23 protein-coding genes are annotated in these 18,398 nt (G+C 43.3%); 14 read left to right on the forward strand and 9 right to left on the reverse strand.

Translation table 11 applies throughout. The features are described 5' to 3' along the window. Nucleotides 1-6: 6 nt before the first annotated feature. The 10 genes from D890_RS0107215 (at nucleotide 7) to D890_RS0107260 (ending at nucleotide 10,341) form a co-directional block, all read left to right on the forward strand. A complete protein-coding gene (locus D890_RS0107215) occupies nucleotides 7-1,113 on the forward strand; it encodes a hypothetical protein (protein WP_018963850.1) in 1,107 nt (368 codons plus the stop codon). Beyond that, nucleotides 1,073-2,308, forward strand: a complete 1,236-nt coding sequence (locus tag D890_RS0107220; protein ID WP_018963851.1) for an O-antigen ligase family protein — start codon at nucleotides 1,073-1,075, stop codon at nucleotides 2,306-2,308. The genes D890_RS0107215 and D890_RS0107220 overlap by 41 nt, the downstream gene beginning before the upstream one ends. Nucleotides 2,309-2,355: 47 nt before the next feature. Then, on the forward strand, nucleotides 2,356-4,440 hold the full coding sequence (locus D890_RS0107225) for a methyl-accepting chemotaxis protein (protein ID WP_018963852.1): 2,085 nt from the start codon (nucleotides 2,356-2,358) through the stop codon (nucleotides 4,438-4,440). 179 nt (nucleotides 4,441-4,619) lie between these two features. Next, nucleotides 4,620-5,387 carry a hypothetical protein gene (locus tag D890_RS0107230; protein ID WP_018963853.1) on the forward strand — a complete coding sequence of 256 codons (768 nt, stop codon included), beginning with the start codon at nucleotides 4,620-4,622 and terminating at the stop codon, nucleotides 5,385-5,387. Nucleotides 5,388-5,399: 12 nt separating this feature from the next. Continuing rightward, nucleotides 5,400-6,296: an ABC transporter ATP-binding protein gene (locus tag D890_RS07730; RefSeq protein ID WP_018963854.1), complete on the forward strand. Its 897-nt coding sequence runs from the start codon at nucleotides 5,400-5,402 to the stop codon at nucleotides 6,294-6,296. Further along, complete coding sequence (locus tag D890_RS0107240; RefSeq protein ID WP_018963855.1) at nucleotides 6,293-7,105, forward strand: hypothetical protein; 813 nt, start codon at nucleotides 6,293-6,295, stop codon at nucleotides 7,103-7,105. The genes D890_RS07730 and D890_RS0107240 overlap by 4 nt, the downstream gene beginning before the upstream one ends. Before the next feature lie 88 nt (nucleotides 7,106-7,193). Next, complete coding sequence (locus tag D890_RS0107245; RefSeq protein ID WP_018963856.1) at nucleotides 7,194-7,829, forward strand: class II aldolase/adducin family protein; 636 nt, start codon at nucleotides 7,194-7,196, stop codon at nucleotides 7,827-7,829. A 68-nt stretch (nucleotides 7,830-7,897) separates the two neighbouring features. After that, on the forward strand, nucleotides 7,898-9,445 hold the full coding sequence (locus D890_RS0107250) for an ABC transporter substrate-binding protein (RefSeq protein WP_018963857.1): 1,548 nt from the start codon (nucleotides 7,898-7,900) through the stop codon (nucleotides 9,443-9,445). A gap of 27 nt (nucleotides 9,446-9,472) precedes the next feature. Further along, entirely contained in the window at nucleotides 9,473-9,874 is a 402-nt protein-coding gene (locus D890_RS0107255) for a hypothetical protein (protein ID WP_018963858.1), read from the forward strand. 8 nt (nucleotides 9,875-9,882) lie between these two features. After that, nucleotides 9,883-10,341 carry a DUF4330 domain-containing protein gene (locus D890_RS0107260; protein ID WP_018963859.1) on the forward strand — a complete coding sequence of 153 codons (459 nt, stop codon included), beginning with the start codon at nucleotides 9,883-9,885 and terminating at the stop codon, nucleotides 10,339-10,341. Here the strand turns inward: D890_RS0107260 and D890_RS0107265 are convergent. The 8 genes from D890_RS0107265 to D890_RS08035 are packed head-to-tail and all read right to left on the reverse strand — an operon-like array spanning nucleotide 10,325 to nucleotide 14,939. Further along, complete coding sequence (locus tag D890_RS0107265; RefSeq protein WP_018963860.1) at nucleotides 10,325-11,251, reverse strand: diacylglycerol/lipid kinase family protein; 927 nt, start codon at nucleotides 11,249-11,251, stop codon at nucleotides 10,325-10,327. The genes D890_RS0107260 and D890_RS0107265 overlap by 17 nt on opposite strands. Beyond that, entirely contained in the window at nucleotides 11,223-12,008 is a 786-nt protein-coding gene (gene folE2, locus D890_RS0107270; protein WP_018963861.1) for a GTP cyclohydrolase FolE2, read from the reverse strand. Before folE2 ends, D890_RS0107265 begins: the two co-directional genes overlap by 29 nt. 1 nt (nucleotide 12,009) lies before the next feature. After that, a complete protein-coding gene (gene queD, locus D890_RS0107275) occupies nucleotides 12,010-12,372 on the reverse strand; it encodes a 6-carboxytetrahydropterin synthase QueD (protein WP_018963862.1) in 363 nt (120 codons plus the stop codon). Nucleotides 12,373-12,412: 40 nt separating this feature from the next. Beyond that, the gene (locus D890_RS0107280) at nucleotides 12,413-12,667 is read right to left on the reverse strand and encodes a hypothetical protein (protein ID WP_018963863.1); all 255 of its coding nucleotides are present in this window, start codon (nucleotides 12,665-12,667) and stop codon (nucleotides 12,413-12,415) included. 5 nt (nucleotides 12,668-12,672) lie between these two features. Next, nucleotides 12,673-13,110, reverse strand: coding sequence for an RNA polymerase sigma factor (locus D890_RS0107285; RefSeq protein WP_018963864.1), 438 nt, complete (start codon nucleotides 13,108-13,110; stop codon nucleotides 12,673-12,675). Then, the gene (locus D890_RS0107290) at nucleotides 13,107-14,246 is read right to left on the reverse strand and encodes a DUF4097 family beta strand repeat-containing protein (RefSeq protein WP_018963865.1); all 1,140 of its coding nucleotides are present in this window, start codon (nucleotides 14,244-14,246) and stop codon (nucleotides 13,107-13,109) included. Before D890_RS0107290 ends, D890_RS0107285 begins: the two co-directional genes overlap by 4 nt. Nucleotides 14,247-14,248: 2 nt before the next feature. Next, nucleotides 14,249-14,740: a PspC domain-containing protein gene (locus D890_RS0107295; protein WP_018963866.1), complete on the reverse strand. Its 492-nt coding sequence runs from the start codon at nucleotides 14,738-14,740 to the stop codon at nucleotides 14,249-14,251. After that, nucleotides 14,730-14,939, reverse strand: coding sequence for a PspC domain-containing protein (locus D890_RS08035; protein ID WP_018963867.1), 210 nt, complete (start codon nucleotides 14,937-14,939; stop codon nucleotides 14,730-14,732). The genes D890_RS0107295 and D890_RS08035 overlap by 11 nt, the downstream gene beginning before the upstream one ends. A gap of 78 nt (nucleotides 14,940-15,017) precedes the next feature. Here D890_RS08035 and D890_RS08040 point away from each other — a divergent pair, with 78 nt between their 5' ends. Then, a complete protein-coding gene (locus D890_RS08040; protein WP_018963868.1) occupies nucleotides 15,018-15,386 on the forward strand; it encodes a hypothetical protein in 369 nt (122 codons plus the stop codon). On the opposite strand, the gene D890_RS07915 is transcribed toward D890_RS08040, so the two are convergent. Continuing rightward, complete coding sequence (locus tag D890_RS07915; RefSeq protein WP_083916950.1) at nucleotides 15,334-15,702, reverse strand: hypothetical protein; 369 nt, start codon at nucleotides 15,700-15,702, stop codon at nucleotides 15,334-15,336. The genes D890_RS08040 and D890_RS07915 overlap by 53 nt on opposite strands. A 106-nt stretch (nucleotides 15,703-15,808) precedes the next feature. Here D890_RS07915 and D890_RS0107310 point away from each other — a divergent pair, with 106 nt between their 5' ends. Genes D890_RS0107310 through D890_RS07735 form a run of 3 tightly spaced genes read left to right on the forward strand, consistent with a single transcriptional unit; the run spans nucleotide 15,809 to nucleotide 18,373 of the window. Then, nucleotides 15,809-16,618, forward strand: a complete 810-nt coding sequence (locus D890_RS0107310) for a type II secretion system protein (RefSeq protein WP_156802705.1) — start codon at nucleotides 15,809-15,811, stop codon at nucleotides 16,616-16,618. Further along, the gene (locus D890_RS0107315; RefSeq protein ID WP_018963870.1) at nucleotides 16,615-17,061 is read left to right on the forward strand and encodes a hypothetical protein; all 447 of its coding nucleotides are present in this window, start codon (nucleotides 16,615-16,617) and stop codon (nucleotides 17,059-17,061) included. Before D890_RS0107310 ends, D890_RS0107315 begins: the two co-directional genes overlap by 4 nt. 31 nt (nucleotides 17,062-17,092) lie before the next feature. After that, nucleotides 17,093-18,373, forward strand: coding sequence for a type II secretion system protein (locus tag D890_RS07735; protein ID WP_018963871.1), 1,281 nt, complete (start codon nucleotides 17,093-17,095; stop codon nucleotides 18,371-18,373). The last annotated feature ends 25 nt before the right edge of the window (nucleotides 18,374-18,398 follow it).

An 18,398-nucleotide genomic window follows, 5' to 3' on the forward strand; every position in this document is an offset into this window, starting at 1 on the left:
TAAGCAGTGGATTTCTACAATTTAAAAAAGAAACTGTCTGAATTCTCTAACAGAGCGCCCGGTTCTGAAAGGGTGGAAAAGCTTTTCGATCAGCTTAAAAAGGCTTTTCCTGCCTATGAATCGGAAACGATAGGTTTTAGAAGCCCATCCAATAAGGGGTGGCCGTTTGGCTCCTTACTGCTTTTTACGGTGGCAGGCTTGACTCTCATGGAGCGAAGTCCACTCCTTTCTGTGGTGTTGGTTGTAATTTCTGCAATCCTGCTGCTGTGGGAAGAAAACGGTTATGTAATTTGGTCAACGTTGTTTAGCTTTACTCGGTGCCACGATTTAGTGCTCAAAAAAGGCGGTGAAACGCCGCACATGGTCTTTGTGGTCAATGTGGACAGCCGCACTGAAGGTCTGTGGGACCGCTTTGACCCTGAAGGTGTGGGCAGAACGTCTTGGCTCAATCTTTCTTTACTGCTGGCATCTTTTATTACAGTCCTCAGTTATTATTTTCCAGTAAGGTTCTGGGTTTATGTGGCTGTGGTTTTGGATGTGGTTCTGCTCTTGCAGTTTTTTGATTTCATCTATCAGGGGCTTCTGCACCACTATTACCCTGGTGCTTTGGATAACGGTTCAGGCATTTTGGTTTTACAGAGCATCAGTGATCTGGTAAATGTTCCGCACTGGATTGTGTTTGTAGATGGCGGCAATGCAGGCGGCGCAGGCATTGTAGCCTTTAAGAAGCACTATAAACTGCCCAAGAATGTGCTCTATGTGGCGTTGGAAAAGCCGGGTTTGGGCAAAGTTGGTGTGGCTCAGCGTCACGGCTTGTGGTCTGCTGTGAGTCTGCCCAAAGAAGTGAAAGCATTCTTGAGCAAAGAGGCGAACATCACAGAGTTTGTCGATTACAGCTACAGGCGAAGCTTAGCAGCTTATCTGAATTTCCGCGGCTGCGCTGCATTTTCTGTGGTTGGGCAGCCTACCAGTAAAGAAGAAAGTAAGCTCCTTCTTATTGACACGGTAGATTGTATAAAGGATGAAAACATACAAGAAGCTGGATCCATTCTTTTGAGGCTGGTGAACATGTTTGAGCGACCAAGCGAACAAGAACAGCCTAAATCTGAATAGAAGACAACTTTTAGAAGAGTTTACTCTTCTTACCTTTGCTTTTTATCCCTGGTATGGGCGTTTAGCTGATGCCATAACGCCGAGCAAATCCTATTGGTTTGACCTTCTTTATTTCGCTTGTGTGTACGCAGTTATCGATTACAAGCACATAAAATGGGAAAAAGTGATGCGCTTTGCCCCATTTTTGCTTGTGTTTTTTTGGAGTGCAGCCATAAATGGCGTGCCGCTGCTCATTTTCAAAGAGTCTTTGAGACGTGTAGTTTTCCCCTTCGGTGTCATGCTTTTTGCTTCCGCCGTAGATTGGGATTACAAGAAACTTCGCCGTTTTCTTATCTACATTACCATAAGCGGTTTGCTCATGGGCGGAGTGGCTGGATATCAATTTCTTACCAAACAAGCGCCGCAATCAGAATGGCTTGACACACAACTGGATACGGATACGACCATAATCAGGGTGTGGTCCATCTTTTCCATACCCACTTACTACAGTATTTTCGTGGACATATCCATATTGATTGCCTTGGGGCTTTTACTCACTGCTTTTAACTGGTTAGGGCGTGTTATTTGGGGTTTGAGTTTTGTGGGCTTTTTGGCCGCTCAACTGCTGACCTATGCGCGCGGCGGTTTATTGGCTTCCGCTTTTGGGCTGTTTGTTTCCATTGCCACTGAAAACTTGGCGTTAGCTGCCGTGGTTGCTGTGGGTGGCATATTGGCAGTGCTGTTCATACCGCAAATAAGAGACCGTTTGCTCAGCGCTTTTAGCTGGGCTTACATAGCAGAAAGCTCACAACCCGGCGGAAGGATTTATGAGTGGAGTAGGGCTCTGGAAAACGTGGGCGTCATTGGTGGCTTCAAGGGATTGAAACAGCTTCTTTTTGGTACGGGGCCCGGCAGTTTTGGGACGCAGGCATCGATCAATTTAGGGCTTCACGGTGCACTGCGCATAGATAGTGCTTATTTTGCCGTGATAGCAGAATACGGCCTTTTGGGAGCTGTAAGTTATGTGTTCTACGTAGTAAGCACCCTCTTGGAAGGGTTGAAAACGGTGCTCTCAAAACATGATAAAGCGGAGAGGTTACTGCTGGCGTGCGTGCTTGGCGCTATTTCCGCATGGGCATTCCACGGTCTCACTGATAATGTTTTTGACTACTTCTACATACTGCCGTGGGTGTTTTCTTTAAGCATGGTGCTTTAAAATATTATTGTTGAGCTTATGCATCTTTCTATAGGGAGGGATAGGACGTGGGCAAACAATCGTTAAGAATAAAGATGATCGCCGTTATGGTCTTGCTGGTACTCATTTCTGTTGTTGGCTTGGGTGCCATTGAAGCTTACCGTATTAGTGGCGATATGCAAAATTTGGTGAGTCAGCAGCTAAAAACACAAACTGACTCAGATTCCAGAGCCACATGGGATTATTTGCAATCTTACGGCAATTTAGCCGCTTATCTGTCTAATACTAATCAGGTTGTTACCGTTCTTTCTACGGGTGACCTGATGGTGCAATCAGACATGAGGCAGCTTTTTGAAGCCATTAGTAAGCAGTATCCTGACATTGATATGATTTATGCCGCTTCTGCAAGTGGTTTAATGATCACGCAACCCATACAATCGCTGCCCAGCGATTATGACCCTACAACTACTGCGTGGTACAAGCAGGCTATGGCAAACCCCACAGACTTTGTTGTTAGTGAGCCTTATCAAGATGCGGCTAACAACAGGACTGTAATAACGGTGGCAAAAGCTGTTTATGGCATGGGTGATTACGTGGGGGTTGTAGGTATTGACATTTCTACGCAGAAAATAACAGGCCAGATGCTGGCTTATACAAATAACATGTCCAAGTATTTAATAAGCAGAGACGGAAAGGTATTACTGTCCGGCAACGGTGCGTTTGTGTCGGCGGGAACAGACTTTTCTAAAGAGAGCTTCTGGAAGGATATGAAGTCGGCTGCCGTAAAAGGCAACATGGTCAGGTACACACTCAAGGGCGCAAAACGCATAGGTTTTGTTAAACAGCTAAGCAGTGGCTGGTACTTCTTGGAAGCCGTACCCGCTTCGGTTATCAGTCAACCGGTTAGCAAAGTTATAAGCACAACCATTTTGGTCGGCGTGATTATTTTAGTGCTTACGGTCATTCTTGGCCTGTTTGCCGTTCAAAATGTTTTCTTAAAGCCTTTAGATGCCCTCAGAAAAGCTATTGCTGTAATCTCTGATGGAGATATTACCGTAAGGGCGCCTGTGAAGAGTAAGGATGAATTGGGGCAGATGGGTGAAGGCATAAACCACATGGTAGAGAACTTAAACAATTTGATCAGTGCTGCTGCTCAAACAGTTGACCATGTCACCAATTCTGCTTCTACCTTGGCAGCTACATCACAAGAGACCAGCGCCTCTGTGGAAGAACTTACTGCTCAAAGCAATGAAATTGCCACCAATGCTGAAACGGCTTACCATGCCATAGAAGACTTCGCAGGCGGCGTTGACCAAGTATCCAGTACGGCACAAGGTATTGCCACTGATGCTCAGATGTTGGCTACCGAAGCAAACAATGTGAAAGCAAATGCTCAAGAAGGCGCTCAAAGTCTTGAAGAGGTAGCAAAAGTGGTTGAAATCGCTAATACTAACACGGATAAAACAAACGACATCTTAAATCATTTAGCTACGGATGCAAGCAGCATAAGTAACATTGTGGAAACCATAGAGCAGATTGCAGAGCAAACGAACTTGCTGGCTTTAAATGCAGCCATAGAAGCAGCCAGAGCGGGTGAAGCCGGTAGAGGTTTTGCCGTGGTGGCTGACGAAATTAGGAAACTGGCAGAAAAGAGCCAACAAGCTACGCAGAACATAGCGGATATATTGGGTGGAATTGAAAATAGAACATCACAGGCCAGCGGTTCTATGAAAGAGACCATGAGTGTGGTGCGCAACGCCTACGACAGGACCATGGAAGTGCAGAAGAAATTTGGTGCTATCTTGGATAGCGTAGGCAAGATTGTTGGTACTGCGGAAGGGTTTGCTGCCAGTGCTGAAGAACTTAGCGCTTCCAGTGAAGAGCTGAATGCGGCTGTGGATAGTGCAGTGCAGCCCGTACAAAACATTGCAGAACAGGTAAGACAATTCAGCGATGCTTTGAAACAGCAGTCTCAAGGTGTGTACCAAATTGCTGAAGAAACTTCATCTTTGGAGCAGTTAGCTGAGCAGCTCAAAGAGCAGGTAGAGAAATTCAAGATAACAGGTGAAAATCAAATTGCTATCGAAAGAGATTCTTTAGAGCAGTTAGCTGAACAGGTAAAAGAACAAGTAGACAAATTTAAAACACAATAGAGTGTAAAAGCAGCCCAAAGAGGAGGCGTCCTTTTAGACGCCTCCTCTTTACGTATTAGCGCTCAAGCGCTATGACATACTTTGTGTGTGGTAAGATGGGCTTTAAGCGGTAGGGCGGCGTTGATGCAAGTACTGAAACACCGCTGGGCGATTGGGCCCAGGGAAACGGAGGCGTAAGTTTGCTCGCAGAGATGATCAAGTTTGAAATAAGTAGACTGCTAAAAAGGCGTACATTGCTGTTTTGGGGCATAGTTTTGCTAATAGCCCTCTTCACAGGCATTATTGAGTACCTTGGAATGGGCACTCCTAAAAGAACAGTCTTTGATGCTTTTAGCTTTTCTACCAGTTCCATAATGCCTTTGCTTCTCGCACCCATGGCAGGATTTTTTACTGGAGGTGCTTTGGTTGAAGACAGCCGCTCAGGACTACTTTCGCTCATTTTCTCCAAAGGTGTTTCTGCCTTTGAGTATGTTACGTCAAAAGCAGTTACCAGTGCCTTGAGTCAAATGTGTTTTATCGGCATTACGTTGGTTGTGTTTTTTGTTGCTTTGCTTCCTTTTTTTCCCATGGGATCAATTTACATAGGCGCTCAGCATTATTCTGAAGCATTCGCTTATAATGAGCCTGTTGCATACTGTTTTCTCATTGCGTTGCTTTTTATAACTGCCGCAGTGGCTTTTAATGGAATTGCACTGCTAACTTCAGTGTGGGTCAAGAACACATTCGTGGTAATGGCTGCGCCTACTTTGCTTTACATGGGGCTAATCTATGTAATGAGCATGGACGCGACTAAAGTCAGTTTAATAGACCCCTACGCCAATCTGGCGCTTATTGACGTTTATATTCCGGTGTCCATACTGCATATGGTTTGCTATTGGGCTGTAATAGCCTTAATCACGCATGTGCTTGCCATTGCTGCCTTTAGTTTTAAAAAGGATTACATGTAAGGAGCTGAGGAAATGAATGAAGTACTGCAAGTAAAATCGCTGACAAAGAGGGTTAAGCAAAAGGTCATCCTGCAAGATGTAAATTTATCCGTAAGTGAAGGAGAGATCTTGGGCCTCATAGGTCCAAATGGCGCGGGAAAAACTACCTTGCTTAAAATTGTTTCCGGCGTTGTAAGGGCAAGCAGCGGCTCTGTTTGGTTTGATAAATCGGCTGGCATAGGTATTGTGCCTGAGCAAGCGGCATTACTCGGGGATATGGATGCCTTACAAAATCTTCGCATGTTATCTTCCATAAGAGGCAAAATTGGCACAAGTGAGATTAAACAAACACTCAAGCGCGTCGGTCTTGATCCCGATAATAAAAAGGCAGTGAGAAACTATTCTTTGGGCATGAAACAAAGGCTCATGCTTGCTCAAGCTATCATGGAACATCCAAAGCTTCTGTTGTTGGATGAGCCCACCAATGCTCTCGATCCACTGGGCATCATCGATTTGCGGATGCTGCTTTCTGAGCTGGCTCAAGCTGGTACAGGCATCATCATTGCCAGCCACTTGCTTAATGAAATAGAACGTATGTGCGACCGTGTGGCAATCATCAGTGGCGGAAAAATCTTGCGCCAAGTAAACCTTCGTTCCACTGAGCAAACGCCCATAGAAGTCACTGTGAGCACTGCATATGATTGGGACATTTTAAAGCGGTGGGCTGAGTCTGTTCATGTGGAGCTGCAAAAACTGACGCCTAACAAAGGCTTGCCTCGAGGCATATTGAAAACCAAAATGGCGGTTTCACAGGTTATATCAGAGCTGCAATCGGCTGGTATTGCCATAGAAAGTATCAGCCACGTAGGGCCCAACTTAGAGGCTGTCTTCTTGGAGTATGCACAGCTTGAAGGGGGCGTCTACCGATGATAAGACTTTGGTGGAATGAAACACTCAGGCTGGTATGGTGCAAGCGTTTTTTGGCTGTGTTTCCTGCGTTTGCGTTAGCTACCCTGCTTGCACTTGCTGATCTGCTACCCCTTGTTAGAGCTTACGGTGTGCAAATGAACGTTTGGGATGGCGTATTCGGTACCATGGCACATTGGCTGTATTTTCGCTTTATCATCTTGCTGGTGTTCGTTTTCCTTACCGCCGATACATTAGTTCAAGATATCAGCAGTAATTGGTCTTGGCTGGTATTACCGCGAACGAATAGCCGAATGCGCTGGTGGACAGCAAAGGTACTGAGTCTATTCAGCGCTGCTCTCGTTTATTTTATAATTGGTTTTTTGATTGTTTTTGCCATTTCAGCAACGCAGCTTCCGTATGCACCAAACTTCAGTGAATATGCCACACAGGGTTCTTCATTTAATGCTGGTGTTGGCACGTTAAAGTTTCCTGAAGGTGCAAACCCGTTTGTACTATCAGCTAAGATGATACTTTATTCTGCTTTTAGTTCAGCGGTCTTTATGATGATCCCTGTGACCATATCCATAATTGTGCGTCAAGGGTATGTAGCATTGCTTATTCCATTCACGTGGATATTCTTGTCAAATTTTTGGCAGACGAATAAATTCATTTTTTCCATCGATTTGATCCCACGTCTGTTTTACGGGTCATATTTTTCTTCATTTTCAAGCCGCGTTATTGATCTATCCACATCCTTAGTCTATCTGGCGCTGGTGGGCATAGTGTTTTACTTTGCAGGCGGTTACATGATAAAGAGAACAGATTTTTAGCTGTTTCGCGCTTTAAGAAAAACCTACAAGCACGATTAAAATAGCGCTTAAAATTGTGTGAGGTACCCACAGGAGGTGACATGTTTTTATGGACCAGAAAGAACAATTGTTGAGGCAGTCTTTGGCTGATATTATGAAAAAGCTTTACAGCCGCGGACTTATATCTGTTTATGGTGGCAATGCCAGTGCACTACTTGATGATAATAGCGCGCTTTTCATAACGCCTTCGGGTTTCAATAAAGAAAACCTTACAAAAGAAGATTTGGTAAAAGTAGACTTTAGATCTGGCTTAGCATTAGGTGATGGCAAGCCTTCAAGTGAACTAAAAACGCACATGAGCGTATATGGAACAAACTCAGCAGTGCGTGCTGTGGTGCATGCCCATCCCACTACCTTGGTTGGCTTATGCACTGCTGGTCACAATTTTGGTGTTTATACGCCTGAGCAGGCTATATTGGTGGGCAAACCTGCCGTTATCGATTTTTGCATGGGTGAAGAGTTGGCAAAACAGGCTTCCTCGCTCTGTTTGATTTATTCCGCCGTCGTTGTAAAAAATCATGGCGTTTTTGCTTGGGGTTCAAGTATTATGGAAGCTTATGCAAAGATAGAAATACTGGAAGAAGCGGCAAAAATGGTTTTGGCTGGCTTTTCTGTTCCTGGTATGAACGCATTCGATGAGCAAATGCTTGAAGCTGTGCGTAAAAACTACAAGCCCGGTCGTTAAAAATGTTTACTTATTTTTAAGTAAAATAATTGCATCTTTTTCTTCTTTAGGGGTTATATTACTAATATATGGACAGTAAACGTTTTAGCTTTTCAACGTTTATAGCCATTGTTTTGGCTGCCGCTTTAGCGTTGACGGCAGGCTGGTTAGCCGGCGAAAAAGATCGTGTGCTGGTTTATGTGCTATCCAGCGATGCGGTGAGTTTAGATCCGTTAAAAGCTACGGATAGCACATCGTTGAAGATTATTGCGCAAATCTATGAAGGGTTGATGAAGTTTAGACCTGGTTCTTTAGAGGTGGAACCTAACTTGGCTATTGATTACCTTGTTAGCAAAGATGGATTAGTATATACTTTTGATTTGCAAAGAAATGTTATGTTCCAAGATGGCACGCCTTTTGACGCAGATGCAGTGATATGGAATTACAATCGTGCAAAAGCTGCTCTTAGCAGCTCGTATTATGCGTCATTGGTGTGGCAAAATGTGCAGAGTGTCGAAAAGGTAAGCCGTTATCGCGTTCGCTTTGTGCTAAAGCATGTTGATGCCAGCTTTTTGACAGATTTAGCGTTGCCTATCGGTGGCAGCATGGTTTCTCCAAATGTGTCCGATGCCGGTTTCATGCCCATAGGTACAGGCCCTTACAAGTTAGTTAACTGGCAGAGGGGCAAAAGCGTTGTTTTAACGTACAATCAAAACTGGTGGCAAGATAAACTGGCTCGTCCTTATTTTAAAGGTATTAGATTTACAGTTATTAGTGACGCTACGCAAGCGTTGAGTATGGCAGAACAAGGCAAAGCTGACATTTTGGATAATGTTCCGCCGCAGACTGCAGAGACCATCGGCGAAGGGAAAGACATAAAGATTCTGGAAACAAACGCGCTCACTACGGCATTTCTTGGTTTCAACACAACTCATGGGGTTTTTTCTAACCCCAAGGTGAGGCAGGCTTTAAAACTGTTGATAGACAGGCAGGAGATTATAGATGATGTTTACGATGATTTGGCTATGCCGGCTAATGGCCCTTTGCCCCCTGTTTTGAACCGTCAAGTTGTGTGTCGAGATTTAGCAGCGAACAAAGAGGCTGGCAAAGACATGCTACGAGAGCTTGGCTTCACTGCTACACATCCGCTTTCTTTCACGGTAGAGATTCCTTTGGAACCACGGGATTATCTTCCCACTGATGGCATGGCCATGGGCAATGAACTGCGTTCACAATTTGAATCCACTGGCTTAATCAGTGTGTCGTTTGTTTACAAACCATTTGAGCAGATTATTGAAGATTTAGAAGCCGGTTCTACGGATGCGTTTGTGCTTGGTTGGAGTAGTGATAACGGCCAGGTATCAAATTTTCTCAAGCCGCTGTTTTACAGTAGTAGTTCGCTAAACTTTTTCAAATACCATAACAAAGCAGTGGATACATATTTAGATGAGGCAGATATGGAGCTTAATCCAGATAAACAACGCATGTTCTACAGAATGGTGTGTGAGCAGTTTCTGGACGATCCACCCGCCATTTTTTTGTCTTACCCGTTTTCCTATAAAGTGGTAAATACAAACCTAAAAGGCGTTAACATAAACCCAATGGATGTAGAAGAACTTTACCTTCTCAGATATTAAAAAGATTGGAGGTTTATAATATCTAACATGGCTGAATACAATATAAAAGAAATAAGCCCTGACGATTTGAAAGATATTTCAGTCGGTTGGGATGATTCTTACTATGATGATGTGGATGTAATGCTCATAAAGAGCATGATAATGAACGAGCTGGAACATCAGTATGGCGAAGGAACGCACATGGAAGTGTATTCCTTAGGCGACATGCTGGACAAAATGGAAGATTTCGTTGGCGAACAGATTTCTCCAGAAGATTTACCTTTTGACCAGATGGCACCCCTTATGGCACGCTTTTTTGGTGACGCTGTAAAGTTTTTTGTGGATGACCAAGACAACTTGTTTATGGCTCTTCTGGTGGATTTGCTTCCTGCCAGCTCTGATTTTATGAAAACGTTGTGGCAGTACTGGAATAACAATAACAAGGGGTGATGTAAACGATGCGAAACAGGACTTACATGTGGGTCATCGCTGGCATATTGATTGCTGTATTGGTACTGGGTGGCTGGTACGTGTTAAAAGGTACGGATAGAGGCCTGACAGCCAAAAATGCCGTGGTTGTCATACGTGCAGACGATGTGCCTTACGAAGTGGCTTCAGCACCAAAGCCTGGAGATGTTATTATTGACAAGTACAATAAGCCCTATTTTGAAGTGATAAGTGCTACATACACACACCTGCAATACAGAGGAACAGACGCAGAAGGCCAAGTTATTTACAGCTCTGATCCACAACGTTATACGATGTATGTTACCGCAAAAACCATATCGCCATTTTACGATGACGTTCCTGTGATGGCTAAGCAGCGTGTGGTCGTAGGACGTACGCTCACACTGGAAGGTCCCACTTGGGCAGTTTCCGGGCGAGTTACAAAGCTGACAGTTACGCCGGTAAAGTAGGCTCTGGCCACAAAAAGGGTACTTTGTGAGGTATTAGGCTTATGTGCGCAGGGGTGAAACCTATAACTTCTCCCTGCACATAAATAAGCTGTTGAGAGCCTTCCACATTGAGCTGTGTAGTCCTTATATGGGTTGCCTTGGGATGGGGCAGATGTGTGCCTTTGAATGTTTTTGGAAGCAGCTTTAACATTTCAAGACGTGTTAACTTTTCTACGAAAAGCACATCCATGTAACCATCGTCTGCTATAGCCATGGGCGCTATTTTTATGCCGCCTCCCAAGTATTTGCCAACCATAGCGAAGAGCATGTTGTACATACCGCTGGTAGAAAGCTCTGGTGTTTCTATGTGCAATGCCATGAGTTTGTTCTGCATGATTTCTGCTACCACTGCTTCAAGGTAGCTCCATGTGCCTTTAAGTATGCCTTTCATGTTATTTACGCGGAAGCTCACCTTTGCCGGGAAGCCTACGCCAAAGTCGTTTATTGAATACTTTAATGCTCTTTCTCCTTCAAAGCTGGAGTAATCGATTTTCATCAAATCGACATACTTTGTATGACCATGTTTTATAACGTCAATTTGTCTTTTTATGTCTTTGGAAATGCCTGCTGTTTTTAGAAAGTCGTTTCCCGTGCCTATACCCAACGCGCCCATGGGTACGGCAAAATCTAATTCTGCCAAACCATTAAGCACTTCATTTATGGTGCCATCTCCACCAGCACTGACAATGGCATCTACACCGCGTTTTACGAGTTTTTGCGCCAATTCCAGACCATGGCCAGCGTACTGTGTGATTTCTACCAGTGTTTTCAGACCGGCATCGCTTAACTGCGTAAGGATATCTGGAAATATGCGACCTGCGTTGCCACTGCCTGCTGTTGGGTTAAGGACAATTCCTATGGTTTTCGTCAACGTTTTTCTTCTCTTTCACTGCTACAGCGTTGTGTGGATGTATGGATTCATGGCTAACCACTTTTATCTTGAAACAGGGGGAAAGTGGGTCTAATTTAAGGAATAAATCCTTCGCAATATCTTCAACGAATTTAGGGTTCAAATAAGCTTTTTCCGTAACATATTTCTCATCGGGCCTCTTGAGCAGTGGGTACAATGGCTGAGAAGCGCTGCCTTCTACCAAAGATACCACATCTTCTATCCACAAATTGCCACGCCAACTTACTGTGACATCGGCACGCTGGTTATGTGCGCCAAAATCACTGATATCTTTTGAGCATGGACACAACGTATGGACTGGAACGGTAACGGTGGACGTAACTATGTAGCCATCTTTGTTAAGTTCGGCTTTAAATGAAGCATCTACGTACATGATGGTTTCCAGTCTTGTTACAGGCGTGAGCTTATCAATGGCGTAAGGGAAACCAACTTCGATTAGCGCTTTCGTAGCTTGCAAACGGTCTTTTATGTCCTCCAGTACGACACGCAATTTGGATTGAGATATTTCTTCTAAATGCTGATAAAGTACTTCCATAAAACGTGACATATGGGTGCCTCTGAAGGAGTATGGAAAATCCACACCTATGGCAAATGTGCCTACGGTAGACTGCATCTGCCCATTTTTTGTGCGCACTTTTATGGGCAGGCGCACATCTTCTATGCCAACGTAATCCAGCGGTACATTTCTGGGGTCATGCTCACTTTGTACATCGCGCATATCAAACAATCTCCACCCAAGAAGTAGCTGTCTCAAATAGCTTTACAGAAGACAGCGTTAAATTTAATCGTTCAATGTGAGGCTTCAATGTTTCAAAAATCCACATGGCTACCAATTCTGTGCTGGGCTGTGGAAACCGATCATTTAGATAAGTGTGGTCCAACTTAGAAATAACTTCATTATCAACTAAGTTTTTTAAGTCGCCAAAATCCATTAAAAGGCCATTGTCCAAGCTGGCACTATCACCACAAACTTTAATTTCTAACCGATAAGTGTGGCCATGCAGCGCTTCGCACTTTCCTTTGTAATTCACTAAATTATGGGCTGCATCAAACGTAAAAGCTTTGGTAATGCAAACTTTCATACAGAAAAAAGTATAACACTGCTTGAGAGAATTCTGTTGTCTACAAACCTAAAGCAGGAAGAAGCATGGAGGTGACAAACCTTGCAAGCCATTGCGGGAATGTCAGCAGATAACTGTATGGGGTGTACTGAAGCAGTAAAACGGCGCCTGCAGCAGATAAGAACAAACCTTTCAGACCCATTTCATGGATGAGGTAGTACCTCTTCACTTTTCTGTGGATAGGTTTTTTTACCTTGTCCCATTCTTCGTCGTACTCTACGGTGCTGATAAGGTCAATAAAATCCAGATCGTCCACGGTTTTTACACCTCCTTTTTTATTTTTTCTTTGGCTCTGTGAACAATGCTCTTTATGGTGTTCTCGGGTTTACCGGTAAGTTCTGCCACCTCGCTGTAAGAAAGACCTTCTTGGTAAAGTAAAAGTAGTATGCTGCGTTCGTCTTCTCTGAGGCTTTGCATAAGCAAGTGCACATCTTCGAAACTTCCACCATCACTGTAACCTTGAGTGTCGTCTTCTTCAACTAATGTCATTCTGCCCTTTAACGTATCCATGGCCCAGTTGTGAGCTATTTTGAACAGATAACCTTTTGGTGATGACCAATCAATTCGAGACTGCATTGCTCTAATAAACACTTCTTGGACACCATCTTCTGCTTCCACCTGAGAAAGCCCTAACCGTCGCATGTATGCGTAAAGTCTTTTGCCATAAAGTTCAAATGCTCTTTCTACTTCGTTATTCATGGCTCCAAAGTGGTAATGGTCACGTTTCCCATTTTCATATCCAGATAAAGTTTCATAGTACCATTATATCCTTGAGGGTCGCTATTATTGCTAAGTCTGTTCACTGAGCCCATGTTCTCTACGATAACTTTCACGCCTGTGGGAACATTCATGCGCAGATTTCCAGCATCTGCCTTCACCTGTACGTTATCTATCACTGTGCTGGTGTATATGTTTATGTTACCGGCTCTGCTTTGTATGGTTAATGTACTGGTAGGTTCGTTTAAGTTAATGTCTACGTTTCCAGCATAGCTGTTTAATTTGATATTACCTATTCCTGCGGCACTGTCAATGGTGATGTCTCCCATTTTCGAATTAACTTCAAGTTCTTGCATAGGTTTGACAATTTCCATGTAGATGGCCCCGTAACTATCAGCGAGGCTCAGGTCATTTACGTTTGTGCTCAAAAACAATGCTCCAGCTTCGTCACTGCCACCTTGTGGTATGAGTTCATAGGCGGCAGTTGCAGTCTTACTTACATCAAAAGAATATGTTCCAAATCCAACCTTATTTCCAATATCCTCCGTTGATGTTATCTGAGACACATACAGGGAACCAAAATTAAGACGAAACGACAGGGCAGAAGAGGAATCTTCTGCCCATGTCAGTTCCTCCGCAGAAATGTTGCGGAGATTATATATGCGAAGGGGGGCAGGGAAAGGGCGATTTCCTTTTTGATGGGGGAGGGGGGAGGCGTTTCCGGGGTTTATTTCACCCTGTTGACCCTGCCAATAAGGGGGAGGTGTGAGCGATGTAAAGAGATAAAACCCACCTACCAGCAAAGCAACGCATGCCAATAAAGCTACAATATCCTTTGCTGGGAAAGGCAGTAGGTACCGAATTCCATAAACAATGAGCAACCCTCCCAAGACGTACCATGGATCGGGGAGGGCGTAGTATGTGATTAAAGATTGCAGTGGGCTTGATGGTAAAACGGCCAGTAGCCATAGAATGCCTGCGGCAATCAAAATTATGCCGCCTACCTGACCGTTTGATAATTTAACCTTGAAAAGGGCAAGTAAAGACTGTAGTAACACGACTACCACCCAAATGATAAGTATCAGCGAGAATATGTTGTCTACAGTCCATGTATTCATTTTTACTTGTCCTCTCCTTCTGAAGTGTGATTGTTACGGTGATTCAGTATCAAAACAATACCGACAATGATAAGAAGAACAGGAATTGCTGAAGCACGAACCAAATCAAAGTAAGGCATAAGCCATGTTGGAACATGTATGACGATGTAACCGGAAAGATTCTTAAAAAGAATAACGGATCCTATGACTAAGAGAATGGCTCCTAAAATGACACCAGCATTTGTGTGACGTCGGTCGACATTGCTTTCTGAACTGCCCATGAACCCTTCCACTGAAGTTCCATCTACGCTGGCGGAAACTTTAGGCTGCTCAGGGATGATGATCCAGCCGATAATGTAAAGCACAGTAAAGAAAGCGAAATTGCCAAAAAACAAGAGCAGTAAATAGATAATGCGAACAAATATGCTATCTACTTGCAAATATTCGGCTAAACCACCTAAAACACCAGCAACGATTTTGTCTTTTCTGCTTCTATAAAGTTTTTTATTGTTCATTACTTCCTCCTCTGGGTTCTTCTGGGATAATGACCCAGCCGATGAAGTAAAGCAACGCTAAAACAGGCATAAACAATGTGAGCCCTGCCGTTACTAACCGAAGCACGTTAGTGTCAACATTTAGGTCAAAGTATGCTCTAAGGCCCCCGATTATGCCGCCCAGAACCTTATCTGTTCTGCTGCGGTAAAGTTTTTTCAATTCGTGACACCGTCCTTTCTTTTTGGCTTCTACGATATATACCAACAAAGATGGGTAAAAGTTGCACAATGTAAATGAATGGAAAAAGATGACATCAACGATAAGTGGTGGGAAAGAGATTTTAGAAAACTTTATGACATAAAGGCAATGGAAGAATACAAAGATAAATGGCTGGAAATTTCCGGCTGTCACTTTGTGCTCCATATTCCGCTTATTTTGCTTTCTCTATCTGGCACGTTGGCAAACGAACATGGTAAAAAAGAAGTATGCTATGAAATTCAGGAAAACGCGCTTACAATAGCTGTAGATGACATAGAAGAGTTTTTGAACATGGAGCCTGGGCAACAGCTGAACAAGACTTTAAAGGTCAATGGCGAATTAGAAATGACTGTAATTACTCAAGTGTGCGTGCAATCTTCCAGTGATACCAATAAACTGGAACAATGATTATCAAATAAGCGATGTGCTGAAGGAGTGATTGCTTTGCATAGAAAGTTTGTGATTCTCTCGCTCCTCGCTGCCTTTGTTCCACGAACTCCTTCACTTCCTCTGGTGTAACCGTTCCACTTTTTGCATCCCCATATTTTTCCGTTAGCAGTAAGTTCTTGGCATCGTTGTAACTCCGCTGTGAAGGATATACCGGCGATGGGAATGCTATTTGAACCAAACTGGAAACAATGCTTGTTAAGTTTGTCAGTATAGCTATAAGCAGTATGAGCGAGACGGCATAAAAATAAACCTTTTTGACTGTCCAGTTGTGCATGGCTTTCCCCCTTTTTGTGCTAACAAACTACCGCTATTATGTCATCGGTAAAACTTTCATCGAACCGTGGAAGTTTTGTGGCAGGCAAGTAGTACAATCTATTATTATGAACCATTCGCTTCGAGGGATGACACTTATGGAACTCATATTTGCTATGCTTTTGCTTGGTATTATCATGATCACTGTGGCATTCAGCAGCTCTGCTGTAATATCTGCCGTAAAAAATCGTGTGGATGCGAGCTCAGATTATGTACTGGCCATGAACAAGGCAGAAAGTGTGGTTTATGCTCAAAGTTCGTATTTTGCTGACAGCGCCACGTTCAACATCGCTTACACTGGTACAAGAGCTATTATCAAATACTGGGAAGCCATCCCCACAGCAACGGGAGGATACAGCATACCTCAAATTTCTTCTACCATCGATTTCAACGCCGAGATGGAAAAAGCTGGTGTTTCCAATGTTACCGTTACAGTTACCACTTCTACTTCAGACCCTAATATAGTCATAGTAAACCTCACTAGTGTTGATAAAACCGGACGGCGTTATGAGAACACGGCTATTTTGAAAAAACTCATAAATGCGGCACCTTTGCTGCCTGCTAATTTGCCAAGTTGTTCTTTTGAAGGTCCAACCATGTGTACATTTACGTTGCTGTTTCCTGCTGTCTCCTTTTTCCCAACAACTTCGACTACGTCGGTGATCACTACAACAACAGGAAGCACGTTTTCTGAAGGTAAGCTTTCACCTGCTACATATTCTTTAACGGGAACGCAGACTATTCCTTCTATTTGTCCCAATGGTTGCTATACCTCTCTAAGCATTCAGACGTCTACTTCTGCTACTTTAATACAGATTCCAAAAATGAAAGGTTTGGATTCAACAGTATCTGATGAAGTGTGGGTGAAAGTACATTGAACACAAAAGGACTGGCTCTTATTACGGTGATGGGATTTATTCTCATTTTAAGCTTGCTCATGGTTCCTCTGGCTTTAGGCATAACGCAAATGACATCGTCCACAAATGTTGTTGCAAGCAGGATATATATTGAAGAAGCCCGAAACAGTGTAGTAGAACTAGTAAGATATAACATAACTACGAGTTCTACATGCCAGAGTACTGCATCTTCTTTCGAAGGATTGGCACAGGGTTCTTTAGCATTTGCTATTACTTGCACAAGAAAAGTGCCTGCTTATAGTGAAGATGCTTACCGATATTGGGATTTTACCGCTACATATACACCTGCTGATACTATGAGAAAACCATTTTCTTTCACAGGTAGTGCTGTTGAATACATATCAACACCCAGGGTGGTTTATATCACACATGTAGAAGATGTAAAAGACGGTAACAAAAAATAGATTCAAAATGAACGAAAGGAAGTGAGAATAAATGAAGCGTAAGGCGGAAGGTTTTACTTTGTTGGAAGTGATTATTGCACTGGCGATAATAGGCATCATGGCAACAGGAATGCTTCCTGCTTTGGCATCGTTAAGCAAAGGTTCTTTGAACTCTGAACTTGCCTATGCATCGCCTTTTGTAGCTCAGAGCGCATTAAATGATGTGCAAGGTTCAGATGTTTACAAAGACCGTTTTGGTTTGGTATCTACAGTAACTACTATTCCCAGTGAGGAATATCTATCAGTAGTAACCACTACTGTTATTGCAAACGCGATGACTTCTCGTTTAAGTACTATCAAATCAGGTATTGGCCAACCAACTGTGTGGGGGAACAGTTCTACTGCGCCAGGTAATCCAGGCAATCCAGGTGATCCTACTACCCCACCAACTCCTCCTACCCCTGTATATACATCAGCCAGTTCCACATTGTTAGCAACACCTCTCGTTACGCCAACTGTGGATACAACCGCAGTTGATGTTACGTACGTTGCAAACAAGGAAAACAATTGCACGAACGATAAAGATGTTTGGCGGAATTATGTGTTGAACGATACCTCTGCGGATGATATAAGTCTAACTGGTACAACATTGACAATCGCGTCCAATAAAGACAAGTTTATTAACACGGCTGTAGTTATTGGGCCAATGAGTACTGCAACAAACATATATGTTTCCTATTCAAAAGTAAGTGATTCTCCAAGTTTTATTGACGTAGAGTGGTACATTAAACAACCAGAAAAAGATGTATGCAAACTTGTTTCTTTAAGTTCCTTGGGCTGGAATATTTTAAGGCGGGGAGAGACAAAAGATATTTCTGGCACAAATAGTACCGTTCTAAAACCTTTGACTGGTTGGTTTGGTGGATTCAAACCTAATTATGTAAAGTTAATCTTCGTTGCGAAATTATCGAGTGCGGATGGCTATGTAAATGTAACCATACCATCAGTGTCAAAAACGAGTACTGTTACCACATACAATTCCATTTCCAAAACCATAACTGCTACCCCTGCTGATGATTGGGTGGGATGGGATTATGTAGCATTTGCTGTCGGTGATAACACAGTGGCAAATATTGAATTAGATACAAACACGAGCTCTGTTGTTTTGGGTCCTTATGAAAAGGGGGTTTACACAATTACATTGAAGCCCTTTAATTTTCCTAAAGAACCGTTAAATATTACATTGCTTGCTTCTCCAAAAACGTCGACATTGCCGGCGAGAGTTTCCGATGTTAAAATCGTTTATGTAAAAGTCATGAATGGAAATCCGTAGGTGACTATAAGCTTTCTAATGGTAT

Source organism: Coprothermobacter platensis DSM 11748, from assembly GCF_000378005.1.
GTDB classification, from domain to species: Bacteria; Coprothermobacterota; Coprothermobacteria; order Coprothermobacterales; family Coprothermobacteraceae; genus Coprothermobacter; species Coprothermobacter platensis.

Bases quoted from the DNA above. Each gene is read 5' to 3' on its own strand.
- D890_RS07730 (WP_018963854.1), top strand. From the start codon at position 5,400: ATGAATGAAGTACTGCAAGTAAAATCGCTGACAAAGAGGGTTAAGCAA.
- D890_RS0107240 (WP_018963855.1), top strand. From the start codon at position 6,293: ATGATAAGACTTTGGTGGAATGAAACACTCAGGCTGGTATGGTGCAAG.
- D890_RS0107245 (WP_018963856.1), top strand. From the start codon at position 7,194: ATGGACCAGAAAGAACAATTGTTGAGGCAGTCTTTGGCTGATATTATG.
- D890_RS0107250 (WP_018963857.1), top strand. From the start codon at position 7,898: ATGGACAGTAAACGTTTTAGCTTTTCAACGTTTATAGCCATTGTTTTG.
- D890_RS0107255 (WP_018963858.1), top strand. From the start codon at position 9,473: ATGGCTGAATACAATATAAAAGAAATAAGCCCTGACGATTTGAAAGAT.
- D890_RS0107260 (WP_018963859.1), top strand. From the start codon at position 9,883: ATGCGAAACAGGACTTACATGTGGGTCATCGCTGGCATATTGATTGCT.
- folE2 (WP_018963861.1), bottom strand. From the start codon at position 12,008: ATGCGCGATGTACAAAGTGAGCATGACCCCAGAAATGTACCGCTGGAT.
- queD (WP_018963862.1), bottom strand. From the start codon at position 12,372: ATGAAAGTTTGCATTACCAAAGCTTTTACGTTTGATGCAGCCCATAAT.
- D890_RS0107285 (WP_018963864.1), bottom strand. From the start codon at position 13,110: ATGAATAACGAAGTAGAAAGAGCATTTGAACTTTATGGCAAAAGACTT.
- D890_RS0107290 (WP_018963865.1), bottom strand. From the start codon at position 14,246: ATGAATACATGGACTGTAGACAACATATTCTCGCTGATACTTATCATT.
- D890_RS0107295 (WP_018963866.1), bottom strand. From the start codon at position 14,740: ATGAACAATAAAAAACTTTATAGAAGCAGAAAAGACAAAATCGTTGCT.
- D890_RS08040 (WP_018963868.1), top strand. From the start codon at position 15,018: ATGGAAAAAGATGACATCAACGATAAGTGGTGGGAAAGAGATTTTAGA.
- D890_RS07915 (WP_083916950.1), bottom strand. From the start codon at position 15,702: ATGCACAACTGGACAGTCAAAAAGGTTTATTTTTATGCCGTCTCGCTC.
- D890_RS0107310 (WP_156802705.1), top strand. From the start codon at position 15,809: ATGAACCATTCGCTTCGAGGGATGACACTTATGGAACTCATATTTGCT.
- D890_RS07735 (WP_018963871.1), top strand. From the start codon at position 17,093: ATGAAGCGTAAGGCGGAAGGTTTTACTTTGTTGGAAGTGATTATTGCA.